Origin of the sequence: Pedobacter ginsengisoli (assembly GCF_030244015.1) — a bacterium.
GTDB classification, from domain to species: Bacteria; Bacteroidota; Bacteroidia; order Sphingobacteriales; family Sphingobacteriaceae; genus Pedobacter; species Pedobacter ginsengisoli.
The window spans coordinates 825684-839598 of the sequence record NZ_JASSYX010000002.1 but is presented as its reverse complement, the minus strand read 5'-3'; the positions used below and the strand labels follow the sequence as shown (position 1 = coordinate 839598).

The 13915-nt window shown below is 43.6% G+C and carries 17 protein-coding genes; 6 read left to right on the top strand and 11 right to left on the bottom strand.

The window, feature by feature from the left end:
• Nucleotides 1-217 precede the first annotated feature (217 nt).
• The 4 genes from QEP08_RS10740 to QEP08_RS10725 all read right to left on the bottom strand — a co-directional run bounded on the left by QEP08_RS10740 (nucleotide 218) and on the right by QEP08_RS10725 (nucleotide 3599).
• Complete coding sequence (locus QEP08_RS10740) at nucleotides 218-826, bottom strand: hypothetical protein (protein WP_285057792.1); 609 nt, start codon at nucleotides 824-826, stop codon at nucleotides 218-220.
• A 96-nt stretch (nucleotides 827-922) separates the two neighbouring features.
• A complete protein-coding gene (gene bioA, locus QEP08_RS10735; RefSeq protein WP_285057790.1) occupies nucleotides 923-2191 on the bottom strand; it encodes an adenosylmethionine--8-amino-7-oxononanoate transaminase in 1269 nt (422 codons plus the stop codon).
• Entirely contained in the window at nucleotides 2188-2625 is a 438-nt protein-coding gene (locus QEP08_RS10730; RefSeq protein ID WP_285057789.1) for an NUDIX domain-containing protein, read from the bottom strand. Before QEP08_RS10730 ends, bioA begins: the two co-directional genes overlap by 4 nt.
• A complete protein-coding gene (locus tag QEP08_RS10725; RefSeq protein WP_285057787.1) occupies nucleotides 2622-3599 on the bottom strand; it encodes a cation diffusion facilitator family transporter in 978 nt (325 codons plus the stop codon). The genes QEP08_RS10730 and QEP08_RS10725 overlap by 4 nt, the downstream gene beginning before the upstream one ends.
• A 135-nt stretch (nucleotides 3600-3734) precedes the next feature.
• Here QEP08_RS10725 and QEP08_RS10720 point away from each other — a divergent pair, with 135 nt between their 5' ends.
• On the top strand, nucleotides 3735-4928 hold the full coding sequence (locus QEP08_RS10720; RefSeq protein ID WP_285057785.1) for a pyridoxal phosphate-dependent aminotransferase: 1194 nt from the start codon (nucleotides 3735-3737) through the stop codon (nucleotides 4926-4928).
• Nucleotides 4929-5297: 369 nt separating this feature from the next.
• Nucleotides 5298-5768, top strand: a complete 471-nt coding sequence (locus QEP08_RS10715) for a DUF6252 domain-containing protein (protein WP_285057784.1) — start codon at nucleotides 5298-5300, stop codon at nucleotides 5766-5768.
• 237 nt (nucleotides 5769-6005) lie between these two features.
• On the opposite strand, the gene QEP08_RS10710 is transcribed toward QEP08_RS10715, so the two are convergent.
• Nucleotides 6006-7247 (bottom strand): ABC transporter permease, encoded by a 1242-nt coding sequence (locus QEP08_RS10710; RefSeq protein ID WP_285057781.1) that lies wholly within the window; start codon nucleotides 7245-7247, stop codon nucleotides 6006-6008.
• 192 nt (nucleotides 7248-7439) lie between these two features.
• Between QEP08_RS10710 and queA the strand changes: the two genes are divergently transcribed.
• Nucleotides 7440-8489, top strand: coding sequence for a tRNA preQ1(34) S-adenosylmethionine ribosyltransferase-isomerase QueA (gene queA, locus QEP08_RS10705; protein ID WP_285057779.1), 1050 nt, complete (start codon nucleotides 7440-7442; stop codon nucleotides 8487-8489).
• Nucleotides 8486-9166, top strand: a complete 681-nt coding sequence (locus tag QEP08_RS10700; protein WP_285057778.1) for a 2-C-methyl-D-erythritol 4-phosphate cytidylyltransferase — start codon at nucleotides 8486-8488, stop codon at nucleotides 9164-9166. The genes queA and QEP08_RS10700 overlap by 4 nt, the downstream gene beginning before the upstream one ends.
• Nucleotides 9167-9207: 41 nt before the next feature.
• Here QEP08_RS10700 and QEP08_RS10695 read toward each other — a convergent pair whose 3' ends face one another.
• From QEP08_RS10695 to QEP08_RS10670, 6 genes are all read right to left on the bottom strand, one after another.
• A complete protein-coding gene (locus tag QEP08_RS10695; RefSeq protein ID WP_285057777.1) occupies nucleotides 9208-9360 on the bottom strand; it encodes a lmo0937 family membrane protein in 153 nt (50 codons plus the stop codon).
• 139 nt (nucleotides 9361-9499) lie between these two features.
• The gene (locus tag QEP08_RS10690) at nucleotides 9500-9721 is read right to left on the bottom strand and encodes a DUF2795 domain-containing protein (protein WP_008240955.1); all 222 of its coding nucleotides are present in this window, start codon (nucleotides 9719-9721) and stop codon (nucleotides 9500-9502) included.
• Between the two features lie 110 nt (nucleotides 9722-9831).
• Nucleotides 9832-10380 carry a cob(I)yrinic acid a,c-diamide adenosyltransferase gene (locus tag QEP08_RS10685; protein WP_285057774.1) on the bottom strand — a complete coding sequence of 183 codons (549 nt, stop codon included), beginning with the start codon at nucleotides 10378-10380 and terminating at the stop codon, nucleotides 9832-9834.
• A gap of 8 nt (nucleotides 10381-10388) precedes the next feature.
• Nucleotides 10389-11147 carry an ABC transporter ATP-binding protein gene (locus QEP08_RS10680; RefSeq protein WP_285057772.1) on the bottom strand — a complete coding sequence of 253 codons (759 nt, stop codon included), beginning with the start codon at nucleotides 11145-11147 and terminating at the stop codon, nucleotides 10389-10391.
• A 50-nt stretch (nucleotides 11148-11197) separates the two neighbouring features.
• Nucleotides 11198-11488, bottom strand: a complete 291-nt coding sequence (gene gatC, locus QEP08_RS10675; RefSeq protein ID WP_285057770.1) for an Asp-tRNA(Asn)/Glu-tRNA(Gln) amidotransferase subunit GatC — start codon at nucleotides 11486-11488, stop codon at nucleotides 11198-11200.
• Nucleotides 11485-12219: a lysophospholipid acyltransferase family protein gene (locus QEP08_RS10670; RefSeq protein WP_285057769.1), complete on the bottom strand. Its 735-nt coding sequence runs from the start codon at nucleotides 12217-12219 to the stop codon at nucleotides 11485-11487. Before QEP08_RS10670 ends, gatC begins: the two co-directional genes overlap by 4 nt.
• A 38-nt stretch (nucleotides 12220-12257) precedes the next feature.
• On the opposite strand from QEP08_RS10670, the gene trpS reads away from it, so the two are divergent.
• Both trpS and QEP08_RS10660 read left to right on the top strand, forming a co-directional pair.
• Complete coding sequence (gene trpS, locus QEP08_RS10665; protein ID WP_285057766.1) at nucleotides 12258-13256, top strand: tryptophan--tRNA ligase; 999 nt, start codon at nucleotides 12258-12260, stop codon at nucleotides 13254-13256.
• Nucleotides 13257-13300: 44 nt separating this feature from the next.
• Nucleotides 13301-13915, top strand: coding sequence for a deoxynucleoside kinase (locus tag QEP08_RS10660; RefSeq protein WP_285057764.1), 615 nt, complete (start codon nucleotides 13301-13303; stop codon nucleotides 13913-13915).

The following is a 13915-nucleotide window of genomic DNA, read 5'->3' as shown; positions in this document are numbered from 1 at the left end:
TTGTAGTGGTTAAACGTTGGTTTGTTTAGCTGTTGTTTGTTTAGGCCTTGTTTTGTTTAAATGTTGGTGAGTTTAGGCGCTGTTTGTTTAAGCGTCATCTCGACGACAGGAGAGATCTCTTGCATTGGCTTAAACAAGAGATCTCTCCTGTCGTCGAGATGACGAAATGGGTACATTAAATAAGCAGGCAGGGTACCTGAGGAACATGTAGAGCCGGTTATGCAATTTGCTTTCCCAGGTTCAATATCCAGTCTTCAAACATCTCCTGCTCTATTTTGATGACGATCTCTGCGTGTTTTTCCCAGTCCGGGGAGAAACCCCTGAGTTGGTTCAGCATTTCCTCCAGATGTCCCTCTTCTTCTAAAATAATAGATTTCACGGTAACGCGGCTGCCTGCATTGGTCAGCACTTCCTGGTATACGGGATACAGTTCATCGGCGCGGACTTCAATGGCATAGGTTACAAACAGGTATGCGGCAAATTTTAATTCATAGCCGCTCAGGTTGAAATGCTGCTTGAGGTAGCGGCAAACCGCTACATCCAGTGCATTCAGATAAAATTTGGTATGATTGGGTGTCAGCAGTTCATCATTGGTATAGGTCTTGCAAAGTCCGCCTTCCAGTTTATCCAGCTGCTTTTTCAGGTAATAAGCGTGACGGTGCTCCTCTGCGGCATGTTTCAGGATGATCAGATTTACATTTTCCTTATGTTCAGATGCGGAGATCTTTTTGGCACCTGCATTTTCCATATAAGAAAGGGTGTTTAACCACTTGGCATGTAATACGTTATTGTCAACTATATTTTCTAAGATCGGCTTGATGTTCATAATGGTTTTGTTTATTCTTGCGTCATTGCGAGGTACGAAGCAATCTCATCCTGGTCATTAGCATGAGATTGCTTCGTACCTCGCAATGACGAACTTTCATATTTCTTCTAATGCGGTCAAAATAGTGCTGTAAATATAATCGAGGTCGTCGTTACTGATGACATACGGAGGTAAAATATATATAATATTTCCAAGAGGCCTCAGGATAATTCCCTGTTCCAGAAAATAATTGTACAACCGGTTTCTGAGTCCGTTCAGATAAGATGTGTCGCCTCCGGTCTCCCATTCCATCGCCAGTATGGTGCCCGTCTGCCGCACATCCTTAAGTTTCGGATGCCCTTTGATCTTTTCCGCAAATGCTTCATGCTTTGCGGAAACCCTTTGGATATTTGGCAGGGTCTCATCGCTCAGCAATATGTCAAGGCTCGCAAGGGACGCCGCGCAGGCCACAGGATTGGCGGTGTAAGAGTGGCCATGGTACAGGGTCTTTAACTTGTCATCGCTCAGAAACGCATCGAAGATCTTCGCATTGCAGGTGGTGACACCCAGGGGCATGGTGCCTCCGGTGATCCCTTTGGACAGACAAAAAATATCGGGACTGTACTGCAATGCTTCACATGAAAACAGCTTGCCCGTGCGCCCGAAACCGGTCATCACCTCATCGGCAATGGTCAGTATGCCATGTTTCTGACAGGCAGCGATCAGTTCATCGAGATGTCCGGCTTCGTACATAACCATACCTGCTGTGCCCAGTACCATGGGTTCAAATATAAAACAGGCCACTTCGTTGGACAGGTAACTGATCCTTGATTTGATCTGTTCGATGTTCTTTGTATTGGGCAGGTCTATAAATTCTACGTCAAATAGCAGACTGGCGAAGGGATCTGTAAAAATACTCCGGCCGCTGACCGACATGGCCCCAAAGGTATCGCCATGATAAGCGCCTTTGAATGCCAGGATCTTGGTACGCGGTTGTTTGGTGGTGTTTACCCAATATTGCAGACACATTTTCAGCGCCACTTCCACAGCTGTGGAGCCATTATCAGTATAAAATACTTTCTCCTGTTTGCCCGGCAATAAAGGCAGGAGCCTTTCGGCAAGCTGGACTGCGGACTCGTGGGTAAAGCCTGCGAAGATCACATGTTCCAGTGTTTTTAATTGTTCCGCTACTTTTTCGGCTATGTGCGGGTGGGCATGACCGTGAATATTTACCCACCAGCTGGATACTGCATCTATGTATTTTTTACCGGATTCATCAAATACGTAAACGCCCTCGCCCCTCACTATCGGAATATGGGGCAGTGGATTTTTCATTTGCGTATAAGGATGCCAGATTACTTTTTTATCGCGTTCTGCTAAGTTCATTGTCTTTCTTTTAGTAATAGTTCTATCGCGGTTTTATCTGTTCTGAAAGTCACATCATCGGTGCTCAGGTCGTTTAAACTGATCCACCTGAAGGACTGCAGGGTGTTTTCATCAAAATCGAATATTACAGTTTTGTAGGTAAGCGTTAATGGTTTGGTTTCTTTTACCAGGTAATAAATGCTGAGGATCTGGCTGTCATTGAAAGAAGACTGTTCATAAAAATCGGTGGTGTACAGGTGACGGATCACTTCAATCTCTGCATTGCATTCTTCCATAAACTCCCGCTTCAGCGCGTCGATAATGCCTTCGCCTACTTCTACCCCGCCTCCGGGAAACTTACTGAAGGTCCTGCCGCCAGATTGTTCATCGCTAATCAGCACCTGATTATTTTCATTGATCAGTAATCCGTATACCCTTACATTAAAATAGCTCATTGGTCAAAATGTTTTTGGTTCTTGGTGGCGTTCTGGATGGTCCATTTGATCTCTCCCCGGAAAACCTCTGCGCGGACCGGACACTCCTTCATGTGGCAATAATTGCAGCAGGCGGGCAGGCATGGGTCTGCATGGATAAAAAGCTCAGTTTTGCGCTGCGCATTCCCGTTGATCATCTTATCTATGGAAGAGATTTCGTGGTGCACCTGGTTGAGGTCGAAATAGTAAGGCAGGGTGACATGACAATCGATGTGCAGGTCTGCGCCGTATTGCTGCGCACGGAGGTTGTGTATGTCTATCCAGGGGTCTCTCCTGTTCTTTTGCATACAATCAATAATATCTTCAACCAGGCTCAGGTCACTCTCATCCATTAACCCGCCGACAGAACGCCTGGTGAGTTTGTAACCATTGTAAATGATATACAGGCCGAGTAAAATTGAGATCACACCATCCAGCCAGTAAAGACCAGTCAGTTTGATCAGGATTACTCCGGCCACAAGCCCGGCACTGGTGACTGCATCGGTAATGAGGTGCTTGCCGTCGGCCTCAAGGGTGATGGAATTTTGCTGCTTGCCGGTATTGATCAGGTAATAACCTACCAGCAGGTTTACAAAGCCGGTGGCACCGATGATTGCCGCACCTTCAAAAAGCTTCAGAATGGGCTTTGGATAGATCAGATCATAGCCCGATTTAACGATGATGATGACGCCTGCGATGGTGATGAGTGTCCCCTCCAGGAAAGCAGAAAAGTACTCTACTTTTCCATGTCCGTAAGGGTGATTGGTGTCTTTGGGAATGGTGGCCAGGTAAATGCTGTAAAACGCAAAGCTGCTGGCCAGTACATTGACAATACTCTCTGCCGCATCGGTCAGGATCGCATTGGAATGTGTGATGAGGTATGCTACGAATTTTGCAAGCATGAGCAATATGCTGATGCTTAAAGCGATAAGTATTGCCTTCTTTTTTGGTTGCAAATCACAGAGTTTAGCCTTCAAAAATACGCTTTAGCGATGGAATTCTGTTAAAAAGTATTTTTTTTAGTCTTTAATCCCATGAGGTTCATATATTTGCATCCGCACAAAATTTTATTTGCTTTCGTACCCATTATTATGACATTTTTATCCAAAAGAATCAACAACCTATCTGAGTCACAGACCATTAAAATGGCTAAATTAGGTAGAGAACTGTCCGCAAAAGGGATAGACGTTATTAACCTGAGTTTTGGTGAACCAGACTTTTTTACGCCTGAATTTGTAAAGGAAGCGGCAAAGGAAGCTGTAGATCAAAATTACTCGTACTATACTCCCGTTTCAGGATATCCTGAACTCCGTAAGGCGGTTGCTGAGAAGTTATTGAGAGAAAATGGATTGAGCTATAATTTTGACCAGATCGTGGTATCGACGGGTGCCAAACAATCTCTGGCCAATGCGGTGATGTGCCTGGTAGATCCGGGAGATGAAGTGATCGTTCCTACTCCTTATTGGGTGTCTTATTCAGAGATGATCAAATTGGGTGAAGGCGAAACGGTTTTCATCAACGCGACTGTGGAAAACAACTTTAAAATCACCGGCGCACAGCTTGAAGCTGCAATCACCCCTAAAACCAAACTGTTCATGTTCTCTTCTCCATGCAATCCGACCGGATCTGTATACAGCAAAGAAGAACTGGCTGACCTGGTTGCGGTATTTGAAAAACATCCGAACATCTATATCATCTCTGATGAGATCTATGAGCACATCAATTTTGTTGGAAAACATGCTTCTATCGCGGAGTTTGAATCGGTAAAAGACCGCGTGATCCTGATCAATGGCTTTTCTAAATCATATGCAATGACCGGCTGGAGAGTTGGGTATATGGCTTCGAACAAGGAGATTGCCAATGCTTGCGATAAACTGCAGGGACAAATTACCTCCGGCACTTCATCTATCGCGCAGCGTGCGGCTCTTGCTGCTTACAACGGTGGTTTAGACACCGTAAATGCAATGGTTGATGAATTTAAAAAACGCAGGGATATCGTTTATGCCCTGCTGACTGAAATCCCGGGCGTAAAAGTGAACCTTCCTGACGGCGCTTTCTATTTCTTCCCTGAGATCAAATCATTCTTTGGAAAAAGAAACGGTGATACAGTAATCAACACTGCAGAAGACCTTTCTTTATACCTGCTGAACGAAGCTCATGTATCTACCGTGACTGGTGAAGCATTTGGAAATGAAGATTGCATCAGACTTTCTTATGCGGCTTCGGAAGATCAATTGAGAAAAGCAGTAACCAGGATCAAAGATGCCCTGGCTAAATTGAGCTAAGATTAAACAATCGTAAAAAGGCCGGTTTCAAATGATGAAACCGGCCTTTTTTATGGTATTTCATTACCGATGCTTTTTCTGTCGATTCCTTAAAGCGCTACACACAAAAAGCAGTGTATGAAAAATATATCCGGGTAAGACATTCATGTCGCCTTCTGCGCTAGTCCTGCGCTTATCCTGCGTACTTTCTGCGGTTAAATGGTCTTTAAGCGCAGCATTACCGCAGCAGGTATGCTGTAAGAGCACAGCAAGCGCAAACTAAGGTCGAACTCTGCTTGCCTGTGTCTTAACCTGCTACCGCAGATTTATGCCAAATTATACTGTTTTAAGATTTCTTTATTTTCTTTAGCTTTGAAAAAATTAACGCATATGAAGCATTTTACATTTTCACTAATTCTATTAGTCAGCATTTTAATTACCGGTTCCTGCAAGAAGGTAGTACCGTCAAACTTTTCTTCACTTAAAATAACCCTTAAGGTAGACGGTGTAAAAAAAGAAGCCTCTGGAGAGAAGAATGTATTTGGCACCCTATATAAAGACCTGAATAGCATACAGATCATTGGAAACATAGGAGGCTCAAATAGTGAGTCCATCAACCTATCGATTTCAGAATTTCATGGCGTTGGAGAGTATGATGCCGAAACCAGTGCTTTTATTGGCTCCTATACTACCCAGCTTGATTTTAATCATAGCTTTCTCAGCTCGGAAGGCACCGTAACTGTCACCTCTTATACTAATGAAACCATCAAAGGCGAATTCCAGTTTAAAGGCGAAAACCCTGCAGGAGGAACAAAAATTATCACTGAAGGTAAATTTGAGTGCAAGGTATTCAGTATGTAATGCCCTGCCCCTCTTTAGGTAACCCCCTCTTTAAATGAGCGAGTTTATGCTGCAGCGACATATTAAAAATGATTGCGCAGTGAAAGGTATGCATCCAGGCAAAATCATTGTCCTGTTGAGGACATAGGAACTTTTGCCCTTCTTCAGGGCTAAAGATTCCAGTCCGAATGCAGGATAATCATTTTGCCCCCAAGCACCCTTGAGCAAGCGAGGTATTTTTAAACGGAGCAAAGCATATTAGGAGCGGATTGCTTCGACAGGATCCAGCCTCGATGCCGAATAAGCCGGCCAAAAACCCGAAATCACGCCTATCAGCACAGAAACCCCAATACCCAGCGCAATATTTTTAAAATAAAGGACCATATCAAAACCTGCCGCTGCTGAGCCCAGCGTGGCCAGGTAAACGAGCAACAGCCCAAGCAATCCGCCAAGCAAACAAAGCGCAACAGCCTCAAACAAGAACTGCAGCATGATAAAATAATTCTTGGCACCCAGTGACTTCTGGATCCCAATGATATTCGTCCGTTCCTTTACCGATACAAACATAATATTGGCGATACCAAACCCTCCGACAAGAATAGAAAATCCCCCGATGATCCAGCCCGCTATATTTACCACGCCAAACATCTTGTCCAGGTCGTCGGAAGCAATGGTGCTTTTGTTTAAAGCAAAGTCCTCCTCGGCTCCCGGAGGCGTCTTTCTGATCGCTCTCATGACCCCTCTCAGTTCGCTTTCCACTTCTTCCAGCGCAATATGGTCATAACCCCTTACCGTGATGCTCGGGTCATATCTGCCGCTTTCCACGTCCATAATCCCCCGGGCAAAATTGATCGGCATGACAATATTCTTATCCTGGGACATCCCCAGCATATCCTCGCCCTCTTTCTTAAACACGCCCACCACATTCAGTTTTCTACCCATTACCGCAATCGTCTTTCCGATCGCAGGCTCGCCATTAAACAGACCTTCTGCTACAGACGCACCGATAAGTACCACCGGGGCACCCGTCCTGCCCTCGTTGTCCGTAAAATATCTGCCCTCCTGAAAATCAAGCGTCCAGGTTTTATTAAAATCCTGAGAAGCGGCCCTTATACCCACCCCTTCCACCGAGTTGACGCGGTATTTAACCGTGCGCTCATTGGCATATATCTCATAAGAAATACCCTGCGCATATTCCAATCGGTCTTTCAGCAGATCATAATCCCTCAAAGACGCCTCTGGCCTGTTCACATATTTCCACCAGGGATAATCTCCAAAACCACCCCATGGCCATTTTTGGACAAATATGGTTTTAGAACCTAATTTATCAATACTGGCCTGAAGCTTAGCCCTGAAAGTATCAGCGGCGGAAAACACAAATATGATGGCAAAAATCCCTATGGTGATGCCTAACAGGGAAAGCATAGTACGAAGCTTATTTTGGCGCAGTGCATCAGATGCAAACCGAAAACTTTCGCCTATTAGTTTGAGAATAATCATAATTAAGGTTTAGACCAAAAGTAGCCAAAAAGGTTACAGTCAGCGTTTATATATTATAAAAAATACATAAGCCTCTGCATATAAACCAACAATACCGTCCCGGCTTCAGGAACAATTTAAAAGAAAATATAATCTAGTAAAAATAAAGATTATATTCGTAAATTTGCGCCCTTAAATATTACATCGAACAATATGAAGTTATCTCAGTTTAAGTTTAATTTACCTGATTCATTAGTTGCCAGTAATCCTTCAGAACAACGGGATGAAGCCCGTTTAATGGTTTTACACAAAGATACCGGAAAAATTGAACACAAAATATTCAAAGATATTTTAGGGTATTTCGACGACAAGGATGTAATGATCTTGAACAATACCAAAGTTTTCCCTGCCCGTTTATACGGAAATAAAGAAAAGACTGGTGCCACAATTGAAGTGTTTTTGTTGCGCGAGCTGAACAAGGAATTGCGTTTGTGGGATGTGCTGGTAGATCCTGCCCGTAAGATCCGTGTTGGAAACAAACTGTATTTCGGTGATGACGATCTTTTGGTGGCAGAAGTTGTAGACAATACTACTTCACGCGGAAGAACCATCCGTTTTCTGTTTGACGGGACAGACGAAGAATTTAGAAAAAATATTGAGATCCTGGGTGAAACACCATTGCCTAAATACATCAAACGCAAAGCTACTGCGCAGGATAAGGAACGTTACCAAACGATTTTCGCCAAGCATGAAGGCGCTGTTGCTGCCCCTACCGCGGGTTTGCACTTTAGCAGGGAACTGATGAAGCGTCTTGAGCTTAAAGGAGTGGATTTTGCGGAGGTAACGCTACACGTTGGCCTTGGCACATTCAGGTCTGTTGAGGTTGAAGACCTGACCAAGCATAAAATGGACTCTGAGCAGTTTATCATTGAGCAAAAAGCCGCAGACATTGTAAACAATGCGATCGAAAAAAAGCACAGGGTCTGTGCTGTCGGTACTACATCTATGCGTGCAATTGAATCCGCTGTGTCTTCAAACAGGACACTTAAAGCTGCCAATGACTGGACAAGTAAATTCATCTTCCCTCCTTACGATTTCAGCATTGCCAATTCAATGATCACCAATTTCCATACGCCTGAATCGACTTTACTGATGATGGTAAGTGCTTTTGGAGGTTATGATTATGTCATGAATGCATATGAGGTGGCAGTAAAAGAGAAATACCGCTTCTATAGCTATGGCGATGCCATGCTGATTATATGACAAACTACTATGCAATTTTGGTAGCAGGAGGCTCTGGCAGCAGGATGCAGAGCATGGTAGCCAAACAGTTCCTATTGCTAAATGGCAAACCTGTGATCATGCATACTATAGAAGCTTTCCACCGTTGTGGACTGAGCCCGAAAATCCTGGTGGTTTTAAACAAACATCAGCATTTCTACTGGGCTGAGTTATGCAATATCCACCATTTTAAAATAAAGCACACAGTTATAGAAGGCGGGGAACAGCGGTTTCATTCTGTAAAAAATGGATTGGACGCCATTACAGAAGCCGGGATTGTTGCTATACATGATGCGGTCAGGCCATTGGTTTCACCCGAACTCATTAGCAGTTCTTATCATGAGGCGGAAAGAAAGGGAAACTGTGTGGTGGCGATAAGACCGACAGACTCGATCAGAAAACTAACTGCTGAACAGGGAAGTATTGCATTAAACCGAAACGACTTTGCCTTGGTACAGACACCGCAGACCTTTGATGTCGGGGTACTCAAAAAATGTTATGAGGTGCCATATTCCAGTGAATTCACTGATGATGCAGCCGTGGCAGAACACTGTGGCATGAAAATAAATCTAATAGAGGGGCAAAGGGAGAACTTCAAGATCACTTACCCGGAAGACCTGGAAATAGCATCGATCCTGTTAAAGAAAAGGGGGCTCTGATATTCAGAATCCCCCTTTATTTATCATATTACTAATTAATGTCAGGCCGCACCACGTATTACCCGCAGGATAATAGCGATTACTGCAATAACCAGCAGGATGTGGATAATGCCACCGGTATAATAATTTCCAAAGAAACTGATGGCCCAAATGATGACCAAAATTACCGCGATCAAATAAAGTAGATTTCCCATAACGTTTAATTTTTTAATGTTTTAGATAGATGACGGCAGTGTAACATACATTGCCATGACATTATCTAATCAATCATCGTTCCAAAATATAAAAGCCCCCCGGTAAACCGGGAGGCTTTTATGCGCTTATGGGCAAAACTTAATATTCGTCTTCGTTAAAGAAAAAGTCATCTTTTGTAGGATAATCAGGCCAGATCTCTTCGATGGTCTCATAAGGTTCACCGTCGTCTTCGAGTGCCTGTAAATTCTCAATTACTTCTACAGGTGCCCCTGATCTTATCCCGTAATCAATTAATTCATCTTTTGTTGCAGGCCATGGAGCGTCTTCCAAATGCGATGCGAGTTCTAATGTCCAATACATATTTCTTATACTATTAAGTTATTCAAAAATTGATTCGCAAAAGTATATTAAAAAACCTGAGCAAAACAAACTTTTTTTTCCACTATTTTCCGTTCTAAACAATTACAAATTTACAAGCGCGGAACCCATATATTTTCTGCTGTTCCGGCATCAGAATTTAGTTTTCGTGCCAAAACAAATAAATAATCACTTAATCTGTTCAAATAAATGGTCATTTTTTCGTCAACAAAACTCTCTGTTGCCAGGTGAACAGCCAGTCGTTCGGCACGGCGGCAAACACACCGTGCCACATGGCACCAGGAAACTACGGTATTTCCACCGGGAAGCACAAAATGTTTCAGCTCAGGCAGCATTTCATTCATGTTGTCCATTTCTGTCTCCAGCAGCAAAATATCGCTTTCATGGAGATCAGGGATTTTCATTTTAGATTTCTCCGGATCGGCGGCAAGTGATGCGCCAACCGTAAAAAGCCGGTCCTGAATTTCCTTTAAGATTTTTTGATGGTGTGGATCTATGTCCTGACACATGATCAGACCGATATAGGAATTGAGCTCATCTACAGTACCATAACATTCGATACGCAGATGATATTTGGCTACACGGGTCCCCCCGATCAATGAGGTAAGCCCCTTATCTCCGGTCTTGGTGTATATCTTCATGCAGAAATTTATACAATTTTCTCGAAATCGCTGCCTTTTTTCTCCAGATTGCTCAGGCGCGGAGAAACAGTTTTAATATCTTCATTCATGTAATCCTTTTCTATCAGGCCGTCCCGCATACGTACGATACGGTGGGCATGCTGCGCAATGTCTTCCTCGTGCGTGACCAGGATAATGGTGTTGCCTTTACTGTGGATCTCTTCCAGCAGGCCCATGATCTCAATAGAGGTCTTGGTATCCAGATTCCCTGTCGGTTCGTCGGCCAGTATAATGGACGGGTTGTTGATCAGTGCCCTGGCCACCGCTACACGCTGGCGCTGTCCTCCTGAAAGTTCATTGGGTTTGTGTGTGACCCTGTTGCCCAGTCCAACATTTTCTAAAGCTTTATGGGCCCTTTCCTCACGTTCTTTTTTATTTGCACCTGCGTAGATCAGCGGAAGCGCAACGTTGTCCAGGGAAGTGGAGCGTGGCAATAAGTTGAATGTCTGAAACACAAATCCGATCTCCTTATTGCGGACTTCGGCAAGTTCATTGTCTGTCATCTGGCTTACATTGATCCCGTTTAACACATAATCGCCTTTGCTGGGTGTATCTAAACAGCCCAATATGTTCATCAGTGTAGATTTTCCGGAACCTGAAGGACCCATCAATGCTACAAATTCGCCTTTATGAATATCCAGGGTTACTGATTTTAAAGCATGGATCACTTCGGAACCTATCACATATTTACGGCCGATATCTTTGATGTTAATTAACGCTTTATCCATTGCTTTTTCTTTTTAGACAGTCACCGGCATACCGATGTTACATCTGTTATTTATTTTTCAATAATCTTTGGCACAAAGAAGAAGCTTTCATTGTGCTTTGCCGCATTTTTCAGACCCTCTTCTACCGTGATCTCATGCTTTACCTTATCTTCCCGCCAAACGTTTTCTTCGTGGTTCATATAGACAAGAGGCTCAACCCCCGTTGTGTCCAGTTCGTTCAGCTTCTCCATAAATGTAAGTATCTTATTCATGTCGGTGATCAATGTATCAACTTCTTTATCTTCTATCGCTATTCTTGCCAGATCAGCCACTTTGTTAATGGTTTGCTTATCTATTATCATTTATGAACGAGTTTACTGTTTATCAGGTCAAAAATACGGTCTTTTAATAAATCTGCGTCATCTATATTCAAATCTCTTGTGGAAACGGGTTTGTGCACGTAAATGTTACAGAATCCCGGGCTTGTGCCTTTCTTATGGCCATCGTCCCACATCTTTTTCCAGACATTGGTCAGACTGACCGGGATAATGGGTATGTTTTTTTCTATGGCCAGTCTGAACGGGCCGTTTTTAAAAGGCAGCAATTGTGGCGGATATTGATGTCCATCAATCCTTCCTTCAGGAAAAATGATCAGGCTCATGCCGTTTTCCAGGTTGTCGCCTACCTTTTTAAAGGCCCTGAAAGCTGAGATCTTACTGTCCCGGTTTACCGGGACATCTATTGTTTTGAAAAATAGCTTTAGGACGGGGTTATCCAGGAGTTCTTCTTTTCCCATAAAATGAAACCGGCCTTTGGCCAGGATACACATGATCATGATGTCAAAATTGGAAAAATGATTGGAGCAGTAAATATAGGTCTGCCCTTTTACCAGAGGCTCTTCATATTCAAACAGATAGAAGACACCTATAAACGTACTGATCAGAAAGCTGTTTAGTTTTCGCATCAGATTGAGCAGCCGGTAGCCCGCAGGTTTTCGTGAAGCGAGGTAATAGAATGGGTAAAACAGCGCCGAAAAGGCAAGAATAACAACTATAGAATAAGTGCGGTGAATGTGCCTTAAGAGTGTAATCATTGAATCAAACTTAGATAAAATTTTCTTATTTTCGGCCCATGAAAGAAACGGTAGTTAGTGGTATCCGTCCTACAGGACAGTTACATCTGGGAAATTATTTTGGTGCAGTGACCAATTTCGTAAAGATGCAGTATGATTACAACTGCTTTTTCTTTATCGCAGACCTTCACTCGCTGACCACCCACCCTACTCCGCAGGACCTGCATGGCTATGTAAGGCATGTACTGGTCGAATACCTTGCTTGCGGCATCAATCCGGATGAGTCAACGATCTATATTCAGTCTGATGTACCTGAAGTAGCAGAGCTCTACCTTTACCTGAATATGAATGCCTATATGGGCGAACTGGAGCGCAGTACTTCGTTTAAAGATAAAGTACGCGCACAGCCGGACAATATTAACGCCGGATTGTTAACCTACCCTACACTGATGGCTGCCGACATTTTGATCCACAAAGCCGTTAAGGTGCCTGTTGGAAAGGACCAGGAGCAGCACCTGGAGTTTACACGGACATTCGGCAACCGCTTCAACAGGCTTTACAATAATGATTATTTCCCGGAGGCCTTTGCCTTTAACTATTCGGACAACCTGGTGAAGGTTCCCGGACTGGACGGGAAAGGCAAAATGAGCAAATCAAATGGTGAAGGCAGCTGCATTTATCTGGCGGATAGTCCGGAGGTTATTCGTAAAAAACTGTCGCGTGCAGTGACTGATGGCGGGCCTTTAACGGAAAATCAGGTTAAACCTGAGCCGATCCAGAACTTGTTTGACCTGATGAAAATAGTTTCACCTGCCGATACTCTGGCCCATTTTGAGGAGCTGTATAATAAAATGGCGATCCGTTACGGCGATTTCAAAAAACAGTTGGCAGAGGACATGATTGTGTTCAACGGCCCTATTCGTGAGCGTATTGAGGGGCTCTCCGGGGACAGTGACTACCTGCGTAAAGTTGCTGAGCAGGGTGCCGAAAAAGCAAGGGAAAGTGCCCGGAAAACCATTCGTGAGGTAAGGGCTTTGATCGGTTTTAAATCATTCTGAATTAATCGCAAAAATAATTACCTTAAGATCTTCAAAAACACGATATGCACATAGCGATAGTTGGAAATATAGGCGCCGGAAAAACTACATTGACAGGCTTACTGGCAAAACATTATGGTTGGGAGGCTTTGTATGAGGCTGTAGACAACAATCCATACCTGGAAGATTTCTATAGTGACATGAAAAGATGGAGCTTTAACCTGCAGATCTATTTCTTAAACAGCCGCTTCCAGCAAATCGTGGACATACAAAACTTCAACAGAAATGTAATTCAGGACAGGACCATTTACGAGGACGCACATATATTTGCAGATAATCTCCACGAAATGGGCCTGATGACCACCAGGGATCACCATAACTATAAAGCCATATTTGCCAACATTACTTCATTTATAAAACCACCTGATCTCTTGGTTTACCTTCGTGCCTCGGTACCTACACTGGTAAATAATATACAGCGCCGCGGACGTGAATATGAAGCCAGCATCCGGATAGATTACCTCTCTAAATTAAATGAGAAATATGAAGCCTGGATCAAAGACTATAGCCTGGGCAAGCTATTGATCCTGGACAAGGACAAGCTTGACTTCAGCAACAATCCAGAAGATTTGGGTTCCATCATTCAATCCATAGAAGCAGAAATAAACGGACTTTTTTAA